18 protein-coding genes are annotated in these 19,905 nt (G+C 45.5%); 12 read left to right on the top strand and 6 right to left on the bottom strand.

Going from position 1 to position 19,905, the window contains the following annotated elements:
• Window positions 1-185: 185 nt before the first annotated feature.
• Complete coding sequence (locus GXP65_RS23705) at window positions 186-677, bottom strand: Rsd/AlgQ family anti-sigma factor (RefSeq protein ID WP_010650836.1); 492 nt, start codon at window positions 675-677, stop codon at window positions 186-188.
• A 178-nt stretch (window positions 678-855) separates the two neighbouring features.
• On the opposite strand from GXP65_RS23705, the gene nudC reads away from it, so the two are divergent.
• The 4 genes from nudC to hemE all read left to right on the top strand — a co-directional run bounded on the left by nudC (window position 856) and on the right by hemE (window position 4,371).
• Complete coding sequence (gene nudC / locus GXP65_RS23700; RefSeq protein WP_162093868.1) at window positions 856-1,638, top strand: NAD(+) diphosphatase; 783 nt, start codon at window positions 856-858, stop codon at window positions 1,636-1,638.
• 121 nt (window positions 1,639-1,759) lie between these two features.
• On the top strand, window positions 1,760-2,251 hold the full coding sequence (locus tag GXP65_RS23695) for a hypothetical protein (RefSeq protein ID WP_021017952.1): 492 nt from the start codon (window positions 1,760-1,762) through the stop codon (window positions 2,249-2,251).
• 4 nt (window positions 2,252-2,255) lie between these two features.
• On the top strand, window positions 2,256-2,999 hold the full coding sequence (locus tag GXP65_RS23690; protein ID WP_162093867.1) for a hypothetical protein: 744 nt from the start codon (window positions 2,256-2,258) through the stop codon (window positions 2,997-2,999).
• Window positions 3,000-3,303: 304 nt separating this feature from the next.
• Window positions 3,304-4,371, top strand: a complete 1,068-nt coding sequence (hemE, locus tag GXP65_RS23685; protein ID WP_054757347.1) for a uroporphyrinogen decarboxylase — start codon at window positions 3,304-3,306, stop codon at window positions 4,369-4,371.
• Between the two features lie 240 nt (window positions 4,372-4,611).
• Here the strand turns inward: hemE and GXP65_RS23680 are convergent, their stop codons facing one another.
• On the bottom strand, window positions 4,612-5,184 hold the full coding sequence (locus GXP65_RS23680; RefSeq protein ID WP_162093866.1) for a uracil-DNA glycosylase family protein: 573 nt from the start codon (window positions 5,182-5,184) through the stop codon (window positions 4,612-4,614).
• A gap of 7 nt (window positions 5,185-5,191) precedes the next feature.
• On the bottom strand, window positions 5,192-6,115 hold the full coding sequence (locus tag GXP65_RS23675) for a D-2-hydroxyacid dehydrogenase (RefSeq protein WP_162093865.1): 924 nt from the start codon (window positions 6,113-6,115) through the stop codon (window positions 5,192-5,194).
• A 66-nt stretch (window positions 6,116-6,181) separates the two neighbouring features.
• On the opposite strand from GXP65_RS23675, the gene GXP65_RS23670 reads away from it, so the two are divergent.
• Entirely contained in the window at window positions 6,182-6,769 is a 588-nt protein-coding gene (locus GXP65_RS23670; RefSeq protein WP_005433631.1) for a DUF416 family protein, read from the top strand.
• An 80-nt stretch (window positions 6,770-6,849) separates the two neighbouring features.
• Here the strand turns inward: GXP65_RS23670 and GXP65_RS23665 are convergent, their stop codons facing one another.
• Window positions 6,850-7,983 carry a hemolysin family protein gene (locus tag GXP65_RS23665; protein WP_005433628.1) on the bottom strand — a complete coding sequence of 378 codons (1,134 nt, stop codon included), beginning with the start codon at window positions 7,981-7,983 and terminating at the stop codon, window positions 6,850-6,852.
• 253 nt (window positions 7,984-8,236) lie between these two features.
• On the opposite strand from GXP65_RS23665, the gene hupA reads away from it, so the two are divergent.
• Window positions 8,237-8,509, top strand: coding sequence for a nucleoid-associated protein HU-alpha (gene hupA / locus GXP65_RS23660; protein ID WP_005433627.1), 273 nt, complete (start codon window positions 8,237-8,239; stop codon window positions 8,507-8,509).
• A 39-nt stretch (window positions 8,510-8,548) separates the two neighbouring features.
• On the top strand, window positions 8,549-9,247 hold the full coding sequence (locus tag GXP65_RS23655; RefSeq protein ID WP_162093864.1) for a DUF1481 domain-containing protein: 699 nt from the start codon (window positions 8,549-8,551) through the stop codon (window positions 9,245-9,247).
• Between the two features lie 84 nt (window positions 9,248-9,331).
• Here GXP65_RS23655 and purD read toward each other — a convergent pair whose 3' ends face one another.
• Together purD and purH are read right to left on the bottom strand one after the other, a co-directional pair.
• Entirely contained in the window at window positions 9,332-10,621 is a 1,290-nt protein-coding gene (gene purD / locus GXP65_RS23650; RefSeq protein ID WP_038892490.1) for a phosphoribosylamine--glycine ligase, read from the bottom strand.
• Window positions 10,622-10,739: 118 nt separating this feature from the next.
• Window positions 10,740-12,332, bottom strand: coding sequence for a bifunctional phosphoribosylaminoimidazolecarboxamide formyltransferase/IMP cyclohydrolase (gene purH, locus GXP65_RS23645; RefSeq protein ID WP_045384502.1), 1,593 nt, complete (start codon window positions 12,330-12,332; stop codon window positions 10,740-10,742).
• Window positions 12,333-12,365: 33 nt separating this feature from the next.
• Here purH and GXP65_RS25500 point away from each other — a divergent pair, with 33 nt between their 5' ends.
• From GXP65_RS25500 to GXP65_RS23620, 5 genes are all read left to right on the top strand, one after another.
• Window positions 12,366-12,542 (top strand): hypothetical protein, encoded by a 177-nt coding sequence (locus GXP65_RS25500; protein WP_162093863.1) that lies wholly within the window; start codon window positions 12,366-12,368, stop codon window positions 12,540-12,542.
• Window positions 12,543-12,599: 57 nt separating this feature from the next.
• Complete coding sequence (gene zntR, locus GXP65_RS23635; RefSeq protein ID WP_005433620.1) at window positions 12,600-12,998, top strand: Zn(2+)-responsive transcriptional regulator; 399 nt, start codon at window positions 12,600-12,602, stop codon at window positions 12,996-12,998.
• Between the two features lie 165 nt (window positions 12,999-13,163).
• Window positions 13,164-14,735: a lysine decarboxylation/transport transcriptional activator CadC gene (gene cadC / locus GXP65_RS23630; protein ID WP_162093862.1), complete on the top strand. Its 1,572-nt coding sequence runs from the start codon at window positions 13,164-13,166 to the stop codon at window positions 14,733-14,735.
• Between the two features lie 700 nt (window positions 14,736-15,435).
• Window positions 15,436-16,782 (top strand): cadaverine/lysine antiporter, encoded by a 1,347-nt coding sequence (cadB, locus tag GXP65_RS23625; protein ID WP_045372949.1) that lies wholly within the window; start codon window positions 15,436-15,438, stop codon window positions 16,780-16,782.
• A gap of 116 nt (window positions 16,783-16,898) precedes the next feature.
• Complete coding sequence (locus GXP65_RS23620; RefSeq protein WP_010444363.1) at window positions 16,899-19,034, top strand: lysine decarboxylase CadA; 2,136 nt, start codon at window positions 16,899-16,901, stop codon at window positions 19,032-19,034.
• Window positions 19,035-19,905: the final 871 nt, after the last annotated feature.

Here is a 19,905-nt window from a genome sequence, read left to right as displayed (position 1 = left end):
CGAATCCCGAATCCCGAATCCCGAATCCCGAATCCCGAATCCCGAATCCCGAATCCCAAAAAACAAAAAGGGTTGACGTGCACACGCCAACCCTTAAGAATTTTCTCGCTTCTCGCTTCTCGCTTCTCGCTTCTCGCTTCTCGCTTCTCGCTTCTCGCTTCTCGCTTCTCGCTTCTCGCTTCTCGCTATGCGCCAGGCGGCATTGCTAAACTGTCGGCAATCAACTGAATCAAGTGGTCTTCTACCGCGAAACGTGTCTCAATGATTTCCCCAATCAAAGACATGTCCTGATCAAAATCAGACAATTCATCTTCAGCGGAAACATCAGAGTATTTGTCGGTAAAGTTCAGTAACGGCTCAGTAGTAAGGACGATCTTCGCGTAAGTCTGGTTGATTTCATCTGTCGCGACAAAGCCAGTGGCTTTCCACTTATCCATCACCATATCGTAGATTTTAAAGTGGCCTTCGGAGATGTAGTCGACAAGGTGTTGGCAGAAGTGCTGAAGTTCGTCAGGAGAAGGGAGTTCAATGACATTGGATTTCGAACAAGGTTGCAGTGCTGCAAGCTTACAATATTCGACAATCAGAGATTGTCTCGTTTCCAGCCAATGGTCGATAACGTCACTGGAGCCGCCCCATTGGTCTTGTGTTTGTTTGAATTTTTTTAGCATGACCATGCCCTCATGATCTGATCGCCCATTGGCGAACGTATCCTTTGCAAAGCAAAGTTAGTAAAGTGATTACAAACTCTTGTCCTTACTAGAATTTATAGTTGCAAAATTGGCGAACGACAAACTCTGGTATGAAATTAGATTGCCAGTAAAATGAATGAACTTCAAGCAAAGGGACGCTGTAATGTTAAGAAAAGGTGAAGTTAACCGTACGAAAAACGCCCATTGGTGTGTTGTTTCAGGAAGCGATGTTTGGCTGGTGGATGGTGCTATTCCTTTCGGAAGTGCAGAGCAGTACTCACTGCCAGAGGGCAGCGCAAGGCAGATAGGTGAATACCAAGGTGCCCCAGTAATGTGGATCAACCTGTCGGATTTAGACCATGATTTAGAACTGGTTTCTCTGCGTGATTGCCTGCATTTTCCAGAAGCGCTTTTCTTACTGATCAGCAAAGCGATTCAATATGGCCACATGACACAGAGCCTCCGTTTTTGCCCACAATGTGGCGGTCGTAACTTCCTCAATAACAATCAACTGGCGATGCAGTGTGGAGAGTGCCGTACTTTGCACTATCCGCGTATTTTCCCGTGCATCATTGTCGCTGTGCGCAAAGAAAAGCAGATCTTGCTAGCTCAGCATCCTCGTCATCGAAATGGCATGTATACCGTAATAGCGGGCTTTTTAGAGGTAGGAGAAACCTTAGAAGAATGTGTCGCACGAGAAGTGCATGAAGAAACCGGCGTACATGTGAAAAACATTCGTTACTTTGGCAGCCAGCCGTGGGCGTTTCCATCTAGCATGATGATGGCTTTTCTGGCCGATTTTGACTCTGGTGAATTGAACCCTGACTACACTGAGTTATCCGATGCGCAATGGTTTGGTGTTGACGAGATGCCGCCAGTCGCACCAGAAGGAACGATTGCACGAGCGCTAATTGAGCAAACAATTAGTGATATTCAACAGGCTTGAGAGCCGACTCGTAAAGCGATTAAAGGAAAATGTAGAATCACTTTTGAGACAAAAGGGGTTGTTAGACTGACCTGGCACAGCATTCTGTAATGACACAATGATTAATAAAGGAGTATGTCTAATGAAATACAGATCAGCGTTATGGCTAGGTATTGCGTCTTTCTCTTTGGTGAGTGTTTCGGCACAGGCAAGTATTGAAGTGAAAGCGAAGCGCATGTTGACCGAAAATACCATGACGGAAAACGTCGCAAAAGTACAAGCTGCTTGTGGCAATGAAGCTCTAGCAACGAACTTTGATTGGGCTGCATGGGATGACTATGACTTCGCTGAAGCTCGTTTAGACGAAGTAAAAACCACGGGCTGGCTTGGTAGTTTAATCAACAATATCTATGACGATATGGTCAAGCTATGTACGACGACTGAACATGCCGCGCTTTACAAAGAAGAATTCCAGAAAGTTCAGCAGATCCAATTTGTTGGTCAAGATTCCGTTGAGGCGCGTAAAGCAGGATTCTCTCTTGATGACGGTGGTAGCGTTCTCAATGTTGCTTTGAACCCGAACGCGGCGTACGACTCTTCAACACTGAAGTACCTCAAGCAAGCGTGGAACTAAGGTAATGAACAAAATATTATTACCTTTACTTGCCGTGGCATCTAGCTTTTCAGCTTTTGCGGCGGAAGAGCGTTATTCCATGGAGGATTTAACTGCTCTTCATAAAACGCAAAGCTGGAATGAACTGCTCGCTCATGCGAACGATATTCGACCTTCAAAACGAGATGATGCATGGCAAGTTCTCGTGGCGGATGCCGCGACTGGTGCCTTCAATAATTACGTCTCTTCTGGAGCGGCGGATAGCGCAATTGGTCTAGGGCAACAGCTACTCACTGAGTATGCGTTTCTGTCTGAATCCAAAGATTTTACTCAAAGCTTCGCAAAAACTTTAGTTCCGGCAGCGCAATCTTGCATTAAGTATTCGATGGAAGGGTGTGTTGAGAGTTACGGTCAACTGCTCGCCGAACTCTCTCCAGCAGGCAGCGTAAGTTTTGAAGAAGGGACAAAGGTGTTCCAGAATGTCTCTAAATCTCTCGCGATTCCATTCTATGCTGCGGCAGTCAAGCAGTCTCCAGAATATTGTGAAGATGAAAAGGTCTCGAATGCGTTGTTGTATACGCTTGATCGACCGAGTAATTCTCAGTTTGCGCTGGCTAAAGAAGTCGCAACAAGTGGGTGTGCTAACACGGCACTAACAAACTTTGAGAATTACATTATTGATTCGCAATCGGTGCGGGAGACCTTGTGCCCGACTTACCTATCCAAAGGATATGTAAAAGGGGTCATGAAAAAAGTTTGCCAATCATGAGTATGAAATCTGAAGTCACCGTAAGGTGGCTTTTTTAATTCATTGAAAAATAGATAAAAAAAACCCTCCGAGAGGGAGGGGGTAAGTAAGATGTCGTTATGAGATGCTGAGTACCGGGTACTCAGTTTATAATTGTAGTTTTCGCTAGCGAACAAATTTTTAACACTGATACCGATTGGGTGCAAATTAAGCACTGATTTAAAAGTTAATAACTTGATCCAGGTTGCAAAGCACACAGCTATTAGCCTTAAATCAGTGATAGAATACCCCCTTTCAAAGAAAGCCTAACAATTGGAATTACGGAATGACTGAATTAAAAAATGATCGTTATCTGCGTGCCCTTTTAAAAGAGCCAGTAGATTACACGCCAGTATGGATGATGCGTCAGGCAGGTCGTTACCTACCAGAATACAAAGCAACTCGTGCGCAAGCGGGCGATTTCATGTCTTTGTGTAAAAACGCGGAGTTGGCGTCAGAAGTAACGCTTCAACCACTACGCCGTTTTCCTCTTGATGCAGCGATCTTGTTCTCTGACATCCTAACTATCCCAGACGCAATGGGCTTAGAACTTCGCTTTGCTACGGGTGAAGGTCCGGTTTTCGATAAGCCTATCACTTGCAAAGCAGACGTAGAAAAGATCGGTCTGCCGGATCCAGAAGGCGAGCTGCAATACGTAATGAACGCAGTGCGTCAAATCCGCAAAGATTTGAACGGTGACGTTCCACTGATTGGTTTCTCTGGTAGCCCATGGACGCTGGCGACTTACATGGTTGAAGGCGGCAGCTCGAAAGCGTTCACCAAGATCAAGAAGATGATGTACGCAGAACCACAAACGCTGCACCTACTTCTAGATAAGTTAGCAGACAGCGTTATCGAGTACCTAAACGCGCAAATTAAAGCGGGTGCACAATCGGTGATGGTATTTGATACATGGGGCGGTGTACTGACTCCTCGTGATTACAACCTGTTCTCACTGCAATACATGCACAAGATTGTGGATGGTCTGATTCGTGAAAACGACGGTCGTCGCGTACCAGTAACGCTGTTCACTAAGAACGGTGGCATGTGGCTTGAGCAAATCGCAGCAACGGGCTGTGATGCGGTAGGTCTAGACTGGACCATCAACATCGCAGACGCAAAAGCGCGTATCGGTGACAAAGTGGCTCTACAAGGTAACATGGACCCATCAATGCTTTACGCTTCACCAGAGCGTATCCGTGAAGAAGTCGCGGGTATCCTAGAAGGCTTTGGCGATGCAGGTACTGGTCACGTGTTCAACCTAGGTCACGGCATCCACTTGGATGTGCCGCCAGAAAACGCAGGTGTGTTTGTGGAAGCGGTGCACGAGCTGTCTAAGCCGTACCACAAGTAACTTCGAATTTTTGAAATTAAATACCGGCCTTCAGTGCCGGTATTTTTTTACCTAAAATTCAGATTTTTTATCTGAAACGCAAGGCTGTACAGCTCTGGTAGTATTTGGTCTATCATGATCTAATTACTATTTAAACTGTACGTTAGATATTAAAGTTCATTATAAACAACGACTTATTTTTATTGGTCTTGTGTGCTAATTTTCTTGTACAGATAAGCAAGCAATTAGATCACGGGTAACCTAAAGCATCGAGTGAACGCGTTTTTTAAGGTATGGCACGACGTCAGATTCAAACCAAGGGTTCTTCTTTAACCACAATGTGTTGCGTGGAGAAGGATGAGGAAGCGGGATAAAGTCAGGCTCCCAGTCCTGCCATTGCTGAACAGTTTGCGTGAGCGTCTTTGGTTTGTTGGTGAGATAGTACTGCTGTGAGTACAGACCAATCAGTAGCGTCAGCTCTATATTGGGCAACTGATCTAGAATCTTTTTATGCCAAGCAGGCGCGCATTCTTTACGAGGTGGCAAATCGCCTGAATTTCCTTTGCCTGGATAGCAGAATCCCATCGGGACAATAGCAATTTTGTTTGGGTCGTAGAAAGTGTCTTTGTCGATATCGAGCCATTGGCGTAACCGATCGCCGCTTGGGTCATTCCAAGGTATCGAGGTTCTGTGTACGCGCGTCCCTGGCGCTTGTCCGATGATTAGGATGCGTGCGTCTTTTGCTGCTTGTACGACAGGATTTGCACCCAAAGGTAAATCGTCTGCGCAGATCTGGCAGGCTCGTACTTGCTTTAGCAATGTTTCTAAAGACATAAGATGGTTAATACCCTTTATCGAAATCGACCTGATTATTAAGAGAGAACCCGTCTCGCCAACTCAAGTAATTGTCAGCAAAAATGTCGACCACTTGCTCAGGGAAACTCAATGCTGCGATGTGGGGTGTGATGGTTACTTGCGGAAGTTTCCAAAAAGGATGTTGCGGTGAGAGTGGCTCTTGTTCAAACACATCGAGAAAAGCATGTTCGACCCAACGATTCTTTAGCGCGAGCAATAGACCAGTATCATCAATCACATCGCCTCTTCCGACATTAAATAACAGTGCCTGATTAAGGTGGCTTAGCACCTCGCTGTTGAGTAATCGTTGAGTGTCTGGTGTGCTTGGCAGCGTATTTACCACAATGTCCGCTTGGTGAAAGGCGCTTGCCAGTTCATTGATATGAAAGGTTTGAGTAAATTCACCGCCAGAAGTGGGGATGCCAGTACGATTGATACCTATGGCTTTCATGCCCATCAATTGTGCCGTTTTACCCAAATGACTGCCGATGCTGCCGGTGCCGAGAATCACCATGGTTTTACTTTGTAGCGAGGTATACAGATGCGGCTGCCATTGCTTGCTTTGTTGCTGCTGGTGGTATTGCATGAAGTGACGGAAGTGAGCAATGCTGTAGCCAATCACGTACTCGGCAATTAATGGGCCGAAAATACCGCGTACGTTGGTCAGAGTGTAATCTTGGCGCAGATCCGGTGACATTAAAGCGTTCACCCCCGCAAATGTGGATTGCACCCACTCAAGCTGTGAAAACTCGTCTAACCTTTGTGGTAGTAATGGTGGATCCGCCAGTACGATCTGAGCTTCTTCAGGTTGGTCGGTGAGGCAAAGATCGGGCAGATTTTTCTCTGCCAGTAACGTTTTGTAGGTGTCGCGATGCTCCGAGAGCAGGAAAATCTGATTTGGATGCTGCATTAACTTTTTTCCCTGTGATGAATCAAGTACACTTTCGCTGTTTTTTTCTTCAATGATTGAGTGACTATGCTTAAGAATCCTCTTCAGGTTCGTTTGGAAAAACTAGAACCTTGGCAACAAATTACCTTCATGGCGTGTCTGTGTGAACGCATGTATCCAAACTATGCGATGTTTTGTGAGAATACAGAATTTGCTGAGCCACGTGCTTACCGAGCGATTCTTGATAGTGTATGGGAAATTCTGACGGTTAAGAACGCGAAAATTAACTTTGAACGTCAATTAGAGAAGTTAGAAGAGTTGTTCCCAAGTGCGGATGAATTCGATTTTTACGGTGTTTATCCAGCGATGGATGCTTGTCAGAGCTTGTCGACGCTGTTGCACGGTCTGTTGGATCGCGACTACCTTTTCGATTCAATGCTTAAAGTGAGCCAACAGTCGGTAAAAACCGTGGCTGACCTAGAACAAGCACAAGGTTCAGAGCCAATCACCAACGACAATCAAAAAGAAAATGAAGCCGTATGTGAAGAGTGGGATGTTCAATGGGCTATCTTCCGCCCACTGCGTGAAGCGGTAGAGCGCGACATCTGCTTGATTAAAGATTTGCGTGAAGAACTACGCGAAGAAGCCGTGAGTAACATCGGCATCGCACTTTAATCGTTGAATAGATAAAACAAAGGCATCCAGATTGGATGCCTTTTTTGTTTTTGCGTTTGAGCGATTACGCCCCATGCTGATTACGATTCTTTAGATTCTGGTTTGGTTGGCTCTTGAGCTTCTGGCTCTTTGTCCTGTTTCTCCAGTTCTTCCTCTTCTTCATCGTCATCGCGGCTTTCAATTACGCCGTGCTTTTCTTTCCAGCTTTCCCAGCGTTGGTAAGCCAGTTCTTGCATGTCAGTGCTCTTATCCGCTTCATCGATGATCTCTTCACCCAATAGGTGCTCAAAGATGTCTTCTAGCGTTACCAAGCCTTGTACTGTACCGTATTCGTCAACCACAAGCGCGAGCTGCAGGCGGTGAGTCATCATCTGGTCGAACACTTTAGGTAGAGCGGTGTTGTTCAGTACCACTTGGATAGGGCGCATGACCGAGCCAAGTTGTTTTTGGCCGCTGCCTGATTGTTGCAGCTTGAACAGCTCTAGACGGTGCACAAAACCAATGATGTTGTCTTTCTGCTCGCTGTAAACCAGTGGGCGAGAGAAAGGCGTCTCTTTATGCTTCTCTAGAAAGTCATTGATGGTCATGGTTGCGTCAACGCGAAATACTACTGGGCGCGGAGTCATGACTTGTGTTACTGGCACATCTTGAATACCAAGTAGGTTGCTCAGGATCTTTGATTCACCTTCTGCGAACTCACCGCTTTCTTTTGCCAGAATAGCCATAGCAGACAGCTCATCACGCATTTTTGGTGCTTCGTGGTTACGAGCTAGACGCTTAGTGATTTGCTCAGAGAACCATACGAATGGTGTTAGTGCCCATACCATCCAGCGTAGCGATACCGCCGCAGATGGTGCAAGTTGGCGCCAGTAAGTTGCACCAATCGTCTTAGGTACGATTTCTGATAGAACAAGAATCGCCAGTGTCAGTACCGCAGAGAAGATACCAAGCGCTTCGCTACCGAACACTACCGCCGCTTGTGCACCTGCCGTTGCTGCACCGATAGTATGAGCAATGGTGTTCAGCGTCAGGATCGAAGCCAGTGGTCGGTCGATGTCTGCTTTCAGTTTTTCTAACTGAGCAGAAGCAGGGTGCCCCTGTTGTTTGAGCTGCGCAATGTAGCTCGGACTGATACTAAGAAGTACCGCCTCCAGTACCGAACAGATAAACGAAATGCCGATAGCAATAGAGATATAAATGGATAACAGCAGCATAGTTGCCCTTGAATGTAATGTGATAGTCGGGATTTTAAGCGATTATAACCGCAAAAGCGCCCTATAAATCGTTCTTATTGCATTAGAAAGCAAGAGCTTTCCCCGTACAAGTAGTAACAAATTGTGAGTTATTACTCATATTATGGCTAAAACTACGTCAGAAAATCGAAAGATCGCTTACAAACCTTTGCCAGATGGGGCATTTATGTTTTAGAGTGAGATGAATTCGATAACATATGAGAAGGGAAACCTAATGAACAAGACCCAATTAATCGACTTTATTGCAGAGAAAGCAGACCTATCTAAAGCACAAGCTAAAGCTGCTCTTGAAGCAACTCTTGAGGGTGTTACTGGCGCTCTTAAAGAGGGTGACCAAGTTCAACTAATTGGTTTTGGTACATTCAAAGTAAACCACCGTGCTGCACGTACTGGTCGTAACCCTAAGACTGGTGACGAGATTCAAATCGCAGCAGCTAACGTACCTGCATTCGTAGCAGGTAAAGCGCTGAAAGAATCAGTAAACTAAGTTAAAATGCACCGAGGTATCCTGCCTCGGTGCAATTTCATGAAAAAACATCTACTCACTTCACTCCTTCTATCAAGCCTCGCTCTTGTTGGCTGTTCTTCTGTTGAAACCCCAAATCTTGACCAATTTACCCATTTCTCAGGCGGGAAAATCATGGGTGATGCAACTAGTTTATATTGGATGACAGAGCGTCTTACACGCGTCAGTACGGCAGCAGACTATGTCACGATGGGAGATTACGGCTCGTACCAGAGTGATTATCGTTGGGATGACGGTGAGCTAAGAGAGTTGATTCGAAAAGGTGAGCAACTCGATGCCAAACAAGTATTGGTGCCTTTTCAAATCCACATTCGATTCAATAAAGATGGTGACGCGGTCTATCAGCAGTACCGTGTGAATCGGAAAGTGCTGCCCTTACAGCGCGACCAGTTAGAGCGTTACAAGCAAGAGGCGAACGATGTCGTTACGTCTATCAAGAAACAATCTCGTGATGGCCAGAGCCTAATCCAAGGTTATTGGGATGGTGAAACGTTCGAAACCTGCAAAGGGCGAGAGTTTACGACGTTGGAATTCAATCAGACCCTACCTAAGTTTGTGATTGATAGGTTGGCGTCAGTGGACAGTTACATTGCGTTTATTGGTAAAGAGTCGCGTAATGCGGCGACCGTTGATGAATTGCTGATGCTCAATGATGATGACTTTGATTGTGTACCACGACCAAAGTTGATCTCTGAATAGACATGGCTTCGAATTCTTTCGAAAAAGAACAATAAAAAAGGCGCTGAGTGCGCCTTTTGTCTTTTTAGCCAACTGAAGTTGTTTTTATTTTTCTTGCTCACGTGCTATCGCACGGTAGCCGATGTCGTTACGATGGAACATGCCATCCCAACTGATCTGTTTTGCAAGCTCGTAAGCACGCTGCTGCGCTTCTGATACGCTGTTGCCAAGTGCCGTTGCACACAGAACGCGACCACCGTTTGTCACGATGTCGCCGTCTTTGTTATCTGTACCAGCATGGAAGACTTTTTCGCCTTCAATTTCAACTTGTGGCAGCCCCGAAATTACGTCGCCTTTGTTGTATGCTGCTGGGTAACCACCGGCTGCTAGCACGATACCAATCGATGCTCGTGGATCCCACTTCGATTCCGCTTGATCCAGTTTCTCGTCGATTGCCGCTAGGCACAGATCAACAAGATCCGATTCCATACGCATCATGATAGGTTGCGTCTCAGGATCACCGAAGCGGCAGTTGTACTCGATCACTTTCGGAGTGCCGTCTTTGTCGATCATCAGACCCGCGTATAGGAAACCAGTGTAAGGGTTACCTTCAGAAGCCATGCCGCGTACCGTTGGGTAAATCACTTCTTCCATGATGCGGTTGTGGATTTCTTGTGTCACGACTGGAGCAGGAGAATATGCACCCATGCCACCTGTGTTAGGACCGGTATCTTTGTCGCCTACGCGTTTGTGATCTTGGCTGGTGGCCATTGGCAGAACGTTCTCACCATCCACCATCACGATGAAGCTTGCTTCTTCACCATCTAGGAACTCTTCGATAACGACACGACTACCAGCATCACCAAATGCGTTACCTGCTAGCATGTCTTTGATTGCATCTTCCGCTTCTTCTAGTGTCATCGCAACGATAACGCCTTTACCAGCAGCAAGACCATCAGCTTTCACCACAATCGGCGCACCTTGTTCACGTACGTAAGCAAGGGCTGGTTCGATTTCAGTGAAGTTCGCGTATGCGCCCGTTGGGATTTGGTGACGAGCAAGGAAGTCTTTGGTAAACGCTTTAGAGCCCTCAAGCTGCGCTGCTGCTTGTGTTGGGCCGAAGATTGGCAGGCCTGCTTCGCGAAAAGCATCCACAACACCGATAACCAGCGGTGCTTCAGGACCGACAATAGTCAGATCGATAGCTTTCTCTTTTGCAAAAGCAACCAAGCCAGCGATGTCTTCTACTGCGATATTTACGTTCTCTAGTTTAGGCTCAAGTGCTGTGCCTGCGTTACCTGGAGCAACGAAGATAGTCTCAACATTTGGGTTTTGCGCCGCTTTCCAACCTAGTGCGTGTTCACGACCGCCTGAACCAATGATAAGAATATTCATAATATTTCCTTTGATTTCGCTCCTCCCCTTATGAAGGGGAGGTTGGGAGGGGTAAGTCGTGTACGTACAACAGACCCCCTCTAACTCCCCCTTGGTAAGGGGGAGGACCAAAAACTAATTAGTGGCGGAAGTGACGCATACCTGTGAAGATCATCGCCATGCCGTGTTCGTCTGCTGCTGCGATAACTTCGTCATCACGCATAGAGCCACCCGGTTGGATAACACACTTAATGCCTGCTTCTGCAGCTGCATCGATACCATCACGGAATGGGAAGAATGCGTCAGATGCCATTACGCTACCTGCAACTTCTAGACCTTCGTCTGCAGCTTTGATACCTGCAATCTTCGCAGAGTAAACGCGGCTCATTTGGCCAGCACCTACACCGATAGTCATGTCACCTTTTGCGTAAACAATCGCGTTTGATTTCACGTATTTCGCTACTTTCCAGCAGAACAGCGCATCTTTCAGCTCTTCTTCTGTTGGTTGACGCTTAGAAACCACTTTTAGGTCGTCTAGGCTTACCATGCCTTGGTCGCGGTCTTGAACCAGTAGACCGCCATTCACGCGTTTCACGTCAAAGCCAGTTGTCTTAGTTGTCCATTCGCCACACTCAAGTAGACGCACATTCTTTTTCGCCGCAACCACTTCAATCGCTTCAGCAGAAACTGAAGGTGCGATGATTACTTCAACGAATTGACGCTCAACAATAGCGGTTGCTGTTTCTGCATCTAGCTCTTGGTTGAATGCAATGATGCCGCCGAATGCAGATGTTGGATCAGTTTGGTAAGCGCGGTTGTACGCTTCTAGGATATCCTTACCTAGAGCTACACCACATGGGTTCGCGTGTTTTACGATCACACATGCTGGCTCGTTGAACTCTTTCACACATTCAAGTGCTGCGTCTGTGTCTGCGATGTTGTTGTAAGAAAGGGCTTTACCTTGGATTTGGCGAGCAGTAGAAACAGATGCTTCTTGTGGGTTTGCCTCTACGTAGAAAGCTGCGGCTTGGTGGCTGTTCTCACCATAGCGCATGTCTTGCTTCTTCTCGAATTGCTGGTTGAACGTGCGAGGGAATTTAGACTCTTCATCACCTTCTTTGTTCTCACCGTAAGATGGAACCATAGTGCCGAAGTAGTTTGCGATCATGCCGTCGTAAGAAGCCGTGTGTTCGAATGCTGCGATAGCAAGGTCGAAGCGAGTTTCTAGTGTTAGAGATTTGTCGTTCGCGTCCATTTCTGCGATCACGCGGTTGTAGTCGTGAGCGTTCACAACGATAGTTACATCTTTGTGGTTTTTCGCTGCAGAGCGAACCATTGTTGGACCGCCGATGTCGATGTTCTCAACTGCATCAGCAAGCGTACAGCCTTCTTTAGCAACGGTTTCTGCGAATGGGTATAGGTTAACAACAACCATATCGATAGGGTTGATGCCGTGTTTTTCCATCACGTCATCATCTTGGCCACGACGACCCAGCACACCACCGTGAACTTTCGGGTGAAGCGTTTTAACGCGACCGTCCATCATTTCTGGGAAACCAGTGTAGTCAGAGACTTCTGTTACAGCGATGCCTTGTTCTGCAAGTAGACGAGCCGTACCACCAGTAGATAGGATATCGACACCGCGCTCAGCAAGAGCTTGTGCAAACTCAACAATACCTGTTTTGTCTGATACGCTGATAAGCGCACGGCGAATAGGACGAGCGTTGTTCATGCTTCCATTTTCCTCAAATTCACGGAGTTAAAGATGTTTGCCAAAAATGAACTTGTTTTTACCTCTTGGGGTAAAATATTGGCCAGTTTTGGTAAAGACCTTTGCGGCGTGTTTTCATGCTTAGAAAACAGTCTCCACTATTTGATGGCGCGTATTCTAACCAATTTATTACAAAAAAGCTCGCGCAATCGTTTGGCATCTCAAAAATAATTGCAAAAAACTCGATCTTTGGCTTTAAAAGTAACGAGATAGTTAATAAGGAAAGTTATGTTTCAGATAGGTGAACTGGCGAAACGCTGTGGTGTGACTGCCGATACACTGCGATTCTATGAGAAAAATGCGCTCATCAAACCCGCAGGACGAAGTGATTCGGGCTATCGCCTGTATAACGAAGAGAACCAAAAGCAGGTGCGTTTTATTCTCAAAGCGAAAGAGCTTGGCTTGAGCTTAGATGAGATCAAGGAACTTCTTGGGATCAAATTAGAGGCAACAGAACACAGCTGTGCGGAGGTAAAAGCCATTACTTCTGCAAAGTTAACTTTAATTGATGAGAAGATTGCTGAACTAACTAAAATTCGCACGGCATTAAAGAAGATAAACGACGCGTGTTGTGGTCATAATAACGACGATGCAAGCCACTGCTCGATTTTAGCAGCCCTTGAATAGTCTCACTTTTGCATCATTTAATTTAAGTTTGCATTTTTGGCGGCTTGCTTTTCTAGGTTCAAGCCGTATTCCCACCTATAATCTCGGCTTTAGTCGACTGTAAGAATGTGTAGTTCTATCTATTCCTAAAGCGACGCTGTCTATCAGATACGAGAGTTTTCATACATGGTTGGAGTCTATTTTCAAATCAATGACTGGGTTTTGAGCGTTGATGAAAATAAGCTGTATCGACAAGACAGGGAAGTTACCGTTGAGCCACGCTTAATTAATTTGCTGCATTTTCTTGCTGAGCACGCTAGTGAAGTGTTCAATCGCGAAGAGCTGATCCAATACGTTTGGGCGGGCGCGATTGTGACGGATCAAGTCGTAACACAGTCGATCTTCGAACTGCGCAAACTTCTGCGAGATGGTCGAGAAGAAAACATCAGCTACGTGATCACTGTGCCTAAGCGTGGTTACAAGCTGGTGGCGAATGTGACCCCAATGACACACGAGGAATTCCTTGCAAGTCGTCATTGCAATGCCGAAATCCTTCCCTCTATTGTTGAAGAAGCAGAAGAGGAACAGCCCGAAGCGCCTCTACCATCCATTGCATTTCCTGCCGGACCATTAACTCGCGCTGTGTGCGAGATGTCGAAAGAAAAAAAAGCGCCGCGTAAACCAAATAAGATTAGCCCTTGGCGACTGGGATTAATGAACTTCATTTGGATCAGTATTTTGGTTGTGGTGATGGGCGTGTTTACCTACAAGCAATCAGAAGTGCGCATTACGCAAGCTATTGATACTCACCTTATCGAATTCAAGTTTCAGGATAACTTCAGCAAAGAAGGCCGCAGCTATGACTTAGCTGACGGGTTTGCACAGAAGTTGATGGCAGATGTAGCTCAAGTCAGTGATTATCGAGTGATGCTGAAAAAGGCGACCTTTACGACGGGTATTGTGCCGGGGAAATCTGTGGTGGTGCGCGTCAAAGAAAACGATGGTGGTAGCTTCCTTGAGGTGGAATATCGCAATAACTCTTCAGAAAAGGTTTTGTTCAGCCGCCAATACGCGTTAACCAATAGCCATTTGAAGTCGGTTATGCAGCAAGCCTCTCTAGATTTGATGCACGCATTGAAAGTGCCAGACGCAAAATTGAAATCAAAAGTGCTGGTGGCGGGTATGCCAATGAACCCTGACGCGGTAGAGTTGTTTGTTGAAGCAAACCACTACTTAAACGTGTCCGATGCGAATCAATTCCAGCATGGCATCGACTTGATGGAGAAAATCCTTGAGCTTGAACCAGATAATGCTTATGTACAGGCTGAACTGCTGATTGCCTATCATGTACAAAATGCGCTTGATCCGGCATTAGAACTACGGAAGGGGAGAGTTCAGCAACTGAGTGAGAAGTTGGAAACCAATACGAAAATGATGGTAGGGCCAATTCAACCACGAATTTATGAAGCTCTCGCTCTTAATGAAACCATTGCTGGCGATATTGATTTAGCTAAGCAGCATTTGAACCAAGCACTTGAGATTCGGGATTCAGTTCTGTCTTACGTGATTCGAGGTAAGCACGCTGAATTAGATGGTGATTTGGATTGGGCAAGTGAGTCCTACAGCGAAGCCTTCTATATTGATACATCCGTAGAGACTTACTTATTGTGCGAGAACTTGGTTTTTCCAAGTAACATGAAGGCGATTGATTACGCTATGTATCGCGCAGTTCACCCTTCTGTAGTGCGTATGCTGTAATAAACCAGCTCTTGATGAGTAAGATACTTAGCCCTTCATTTCGGTGAGGGGCTTTTTTGTATCTGCCTCTTACCTCTATTTCTACTAATGACGCTTGTTATATAAGAGGAGAGGGCTTTTCATTCTCTATTCTCTAATGCCGCTGCTTTCTATGTCTGTTTGTATGGAGAGAAAGATTCAGCATCAAAAATAAGTCTCAATCCAGTAGCCTTGATTCTTCAATCCGTCCTTTATTGCTCAGTGATTTAGTAAAAAGAGGGCTTGTATTCGAGCTCCTCTTATTAATAGAGGTAAGGAAGTTTGATGTAAGTCAATTGTCGAATAACGGTGGGGAAGGGCGACATCAACAGTTCAGGTAATTAGCTGGTTCTTGTCTTGATGTTGATAGCGGTTGATAAGGTTGATGGAAAATTTGTTGAGGTTGATGTTTTTACCTTTTCGACATGAGTGCTTTAGTTTTTTATCTTAAGTTACTGTATATACTAGTTTTATTTTTTTTAGTTTATCAGGTTTATCTCAACTTTATACCGATGGGCTAATTGTTTTATTGATAACCCCAAGTTTATTTTTTTCCCAGTTTTTGGGCGTAGTCTTCACTTCGAAATTTAGCGAGGTCGAGCAGATTCCTCCTCATAGCATCTCGCTAATAACCATTCAGTTTGAGTCATGTTGACTCGAGTAGAATAGATTTGGAGATGTTATGTCATCGAATGCGAAAAAAATCGGCCTTATTGCCTGTACGGGTGTCGTAGCCGGTAACATGATGGGTAGTGGTATCGCACTATTACCTTCTAGTCTTGCCTCTGTAGGCTCTGTTTCAATCTTCAGTTGGCTGATCTGTTTGGTCGGTGCACTGAGTCTGGCGTTCGTTTACGCTCGTCTGGCAACCAAAAACCCACAAGAAGGTGGTCCTATCGCTTATGCTGGCGAAGTGTCTCCGGTATTTGGTTTCCAAACGGGCGTTCTTTATTACCACGCGAACTGGATTGGTAACCTGGCTATTGCCATTACAGGTGTTTCTTACCTTTCAGTATTCTTCCCTGTGCTTAATAACCCAATCCCAGCAGGTATTGCGACGATTGCATCGGTATGGATCTTCACTTTCGTCAACCTACTTGGTGGTAGCTGGGTAAGCCGTCTATGTACGCTTGGTCTAGTACTTATCCTTATCCCTGTTGTTGGTACAGCCGCATTTGGTTGGACGCACTTCGATACTGCTCTTTACAGCCAAAACTGGAACGTATCAGCAGGCACTGACAGCCACGCAGTAGTAACAGCGGTTCTTATCTGTCTATGGTCATTCGTTGGTGTGGAATCAGCGGCGGTATCTACAGGTATGGTTGAAAACCCTAAACGCACAGTACCACTAGCAACTATGTTGGGTACGGCTATCGCAGGTGTTATTTACATCCTATCTACTCAAATGATCAGCGGCATGTTCCCAGCATCAGAAGTAGCAGCATCAGGTGCACCATTCGCGCTAGCAACCACTGAGCTATTCGGTAGCTGGACAGCACCATTCGTATCAGCATTCACAGCACTAGCATGTTTCACTTCGCTAGGTTCTTGGATGATGCTAGTAGGTGAAGCGGGTAAACGCGCAGCAAACGACGGTAACTTCCCTAAAATCTATGGCGAAACAGACAAAAACGGTGTGCCTAAGAAAGGTCTAATTCTTGCGTCAATCAAGATGACTGCACTAATGGTTGTACTGATGTTCTTCAGCTCTAAAACAGCACACGCATCAGACCTGTTCAACCAGCTAACAACTGACGCAGTACTACTAACTATGCTGCCTTACTTCTACTCAAGCATTAACTTGATTCGCTTCGAAGGCATGACAACACGCAACGGCTTCGTAATGCTGTTCTCTGGTGTGGCTTGTCTGTTCTGCTTCATCGCACTAGCAGGTGCAGAGGGCGGTACGCTAACAGCAACCTTCATCGTGTCTCTTGTTATCTTGATGTTCTACAGCAAAAAAGCAGGTCTAGCTCAGTACATGAAGCTTCATGCTGACGAAGACGTAGCTGCTCAAGCAAGCAACTAATCCCCAAACGCTGGCACTACGGTGCCAGCCCATAAAACTCAAATTCACGCGGCGCTCACCTTACTCATTGCCTGTAAATGGCAAAGAGCGCCCTCATTCGCCTTGGAGATGTCCAAATGAATATATTCGCTATCTTGAACCACATGGGTGTGTTCTTTAAAGAAGAGCCAGTTCGTCAACTTCACGCTGCTCTTGAGAAAGCGGGCTACGAAGTGGTTTACCCAGTAGATGATAAAGACTTGATCAAAATGATTGAGATGAACCCACGCATTTGCGGTGTGCTGTTCGACTGGGATAAATACTCACTAGAGCTATGTGAACGTATTAGCCAAATCAACGAGAAACTACCTGTTCACGCATTTGCTAACGAACAGTCTACTCTAGACATTTCACTAACAGACCTACGTCTAAACGTGAGCTTCTTCGAGTATGCTTTAGGTATGGCTGACGACATCGCTATCAAAATCAACCAAGCGACTGAGGCATACAAAGATGCCATCATGCCTCCATTTACTAAAGCGCTATTCAAATACGTAGAAGAAGGTAAATACACCTTTTGTACTCCAGGTCACATGGGTGGTACTGCATTCCAGAAAAGTCCTGCTGGTAGCATCTTCTACGATTTTTACGGTCCAAACACATTCAAAGCGGACGTATCAATCTCAATGCCTGAGCTAGGTTCTCTACTAGACCACTCAGGTCCACATAAAGATGCAGAAGAATACATTGCACGTACATTCAATGCAGACAGCTCTTACATCGTAACTAACGGTACGTCTACATCGAACAAAATCGTTGGTATGTACTCAGCGCCTGCGGGCAGCACAGTACTGATTGACCGTAACTGTCACAAATCTCTGACTCACCTAATGATGATGAGTGACGTGACACCAATCTACTTCCGCCCAACTCGTAACGCATACGGCATTCTTGGTGGTATTCCACAAAGTGAATTCAGCCGTGATGTCATTGCAGAGAAAGTTGCGAAAACACCAGGTGCAACTGCGCCAAGTTACGCAGTAGTGACGAACTCAACTTACGATGGCCTACTGTACAACACGCAATTCATCAAAGAGTCGCTAGATTGTAAACACATCCACTTCGACAGTGCTTGGGTGCCTTACACTAACTTCAACCCAATTTACGAAGGTAAATGTGGTATGAGTGGTGAAGCGATGCCAGGCAAAGTGTTCTACGAGACACAATCAACACACAAACTGTTGGCAGCATTCTCACAAGCTTCAATGATTCACGTGAAAGGTGATTTTGATAAAGAATCTTTCAACGAAGCATTCATGATGCACACTTCAACTTCACCTCAGTACGGCATTGTTGCTTCTACTGAAACTGCAGCGGCAATGATGCGCGGCAACACTGGTAAGAAGTTGATGCAAGACTCTATCGATCGCGCAATCCGCTTCCGTAAAGAGATCAAACGCCTAGAAGCAGAAAGTGACAGTTGGTTCTTCGATGTATGGCAACCAGAAAACATCGATAGCACTGAATGTTGGAAACTAGACCCTAGCGACACATGGCACGGCTTCAAGAACATGGATGACAACCACATGTATCTTGATCCAATCAAAGTAACGCTACTGACTCCAGGGATGAATAAAGAAGGCGAACTAGAAGAATCAGGTATTCCTGCTTCGCTGGTGGCTAAATTCCTAGACGAGCGCGGCATCGTGGTAGAGAAAACAGGTCCATACAACTTGTTGTTCCTATTCTCAATCGGTATCGACAAATCAAAAGCAATGCAATTGCTACGCGGCCTAACTGAATTTAAACGTGGCTACGACTTGAACCTAACCATCAAGAGCTTCCTACCTTCGCTATACAACGAAGACCCAAGCTTCTATGAAGGTATGCGCGTTCAAGAACTAGCACAAGCAATTCACAACCTAACTAAGAAATACAACCTACCAGAGCTAATGTACAAAGCGTTCGATGTTCTTCCTGAAATGAAAGTAACACCACACGCAGCATGGCAAGAAGAGCTTCGCGGTAACGTAGAAGAAATCAAACTGGAAGAAATGGTTGGTCGCGTAAGTGCGAACATGATCCTTCCTTACCCTCCAGGTGTGCCATTAGTACTTCCTGGTGAAATGGTGACTCAAGAGTCTCGCCCTGTGCTGGACTTCCTAGAGATGCTTTGTGAGATCGGTGCGCATTACCCAGGTTTCGAAACCGACATCCACGGTCTATACCAACAAAAAGATGGTAGCTACACCGTAAAAGTATTGAAGAACTAAGTTCCTCTCGAAGATGACGTCATTGGGAATGCAAGCATGCTCCACTCTTACGAGCTCAATGCGTCATCGAACAATAACGACATTTAGATATACCCCTAACTAATCTGTCGTAAAGAGAAGGGCAAGGATGCTCTGATCTTTTCTTCTATATATAGAAGAAGCACTTTTCCAAGACTTCACCTGAAGCATCCTAAATAAAAAGCAAAGACCAAAGAGCAGTTCGTCATCGTTCTGCTCTTTTTTTTCGCCTTTATATAGATAGAAAGAGAAAAAAGAACCAAGAGAGATAAGATCAGCAACCGAAATCACAAAGAAATCGGCGATCTTTTAATGCAGAAGTCAGGTGTTTCTTCATGAAAAGATCCTCTGCAACCCGAAATATTAGACAAGATCGTTGAGTATCTATGCATAATGCTCGTTATTTGTGCGGTTGAAAGTTTTTTTGCAAAAAAGGCTTGTGCTAATTTCTCAACCCCCTATACTGCGCATCCACCGACACGGAGTGAGACGAAAGTCACACAGCGAGTCGGGAAGAGAGAAAAAAGAATTTGAAAAAATGCTTGACTCTCTCGCGGTGTGAAGTAAGATACGCACCCCTAACGACGAGCAACTAAGTTGCTGAAAATGTTAGAAAAGCTCTTTAAAAATAAGAACCTATCAATCTGTGTGGGCACTCGTTGATGATAATCCAATTAGAAGCTTAGGCTTCAAATTAGGTTTCAATGATACGAAGTGACCATTGAATCGAAAGATTCAGCACAGTCAATTCAAACATTACTTATGTAATGTTCAGTATTCATTGAGCCGAACAAAATCTTAAATTGAAGAGTTTGATCATGGCTCAGATTGAACGCTGGCGGCAGGCCTAACA

This window comes from Vibrio sp. LB10LO1, from assembly GCF_010092875.1.
Lineage (GTDB): Bacteria > Pseudomonadota > Gammaproteobacteria > Enterobacterales > Vibrionaceae > Vibrio > Vibrio campbellii.
This window is presented reverse-complemented; position numbering and strand designations above follow the sequence as displayed.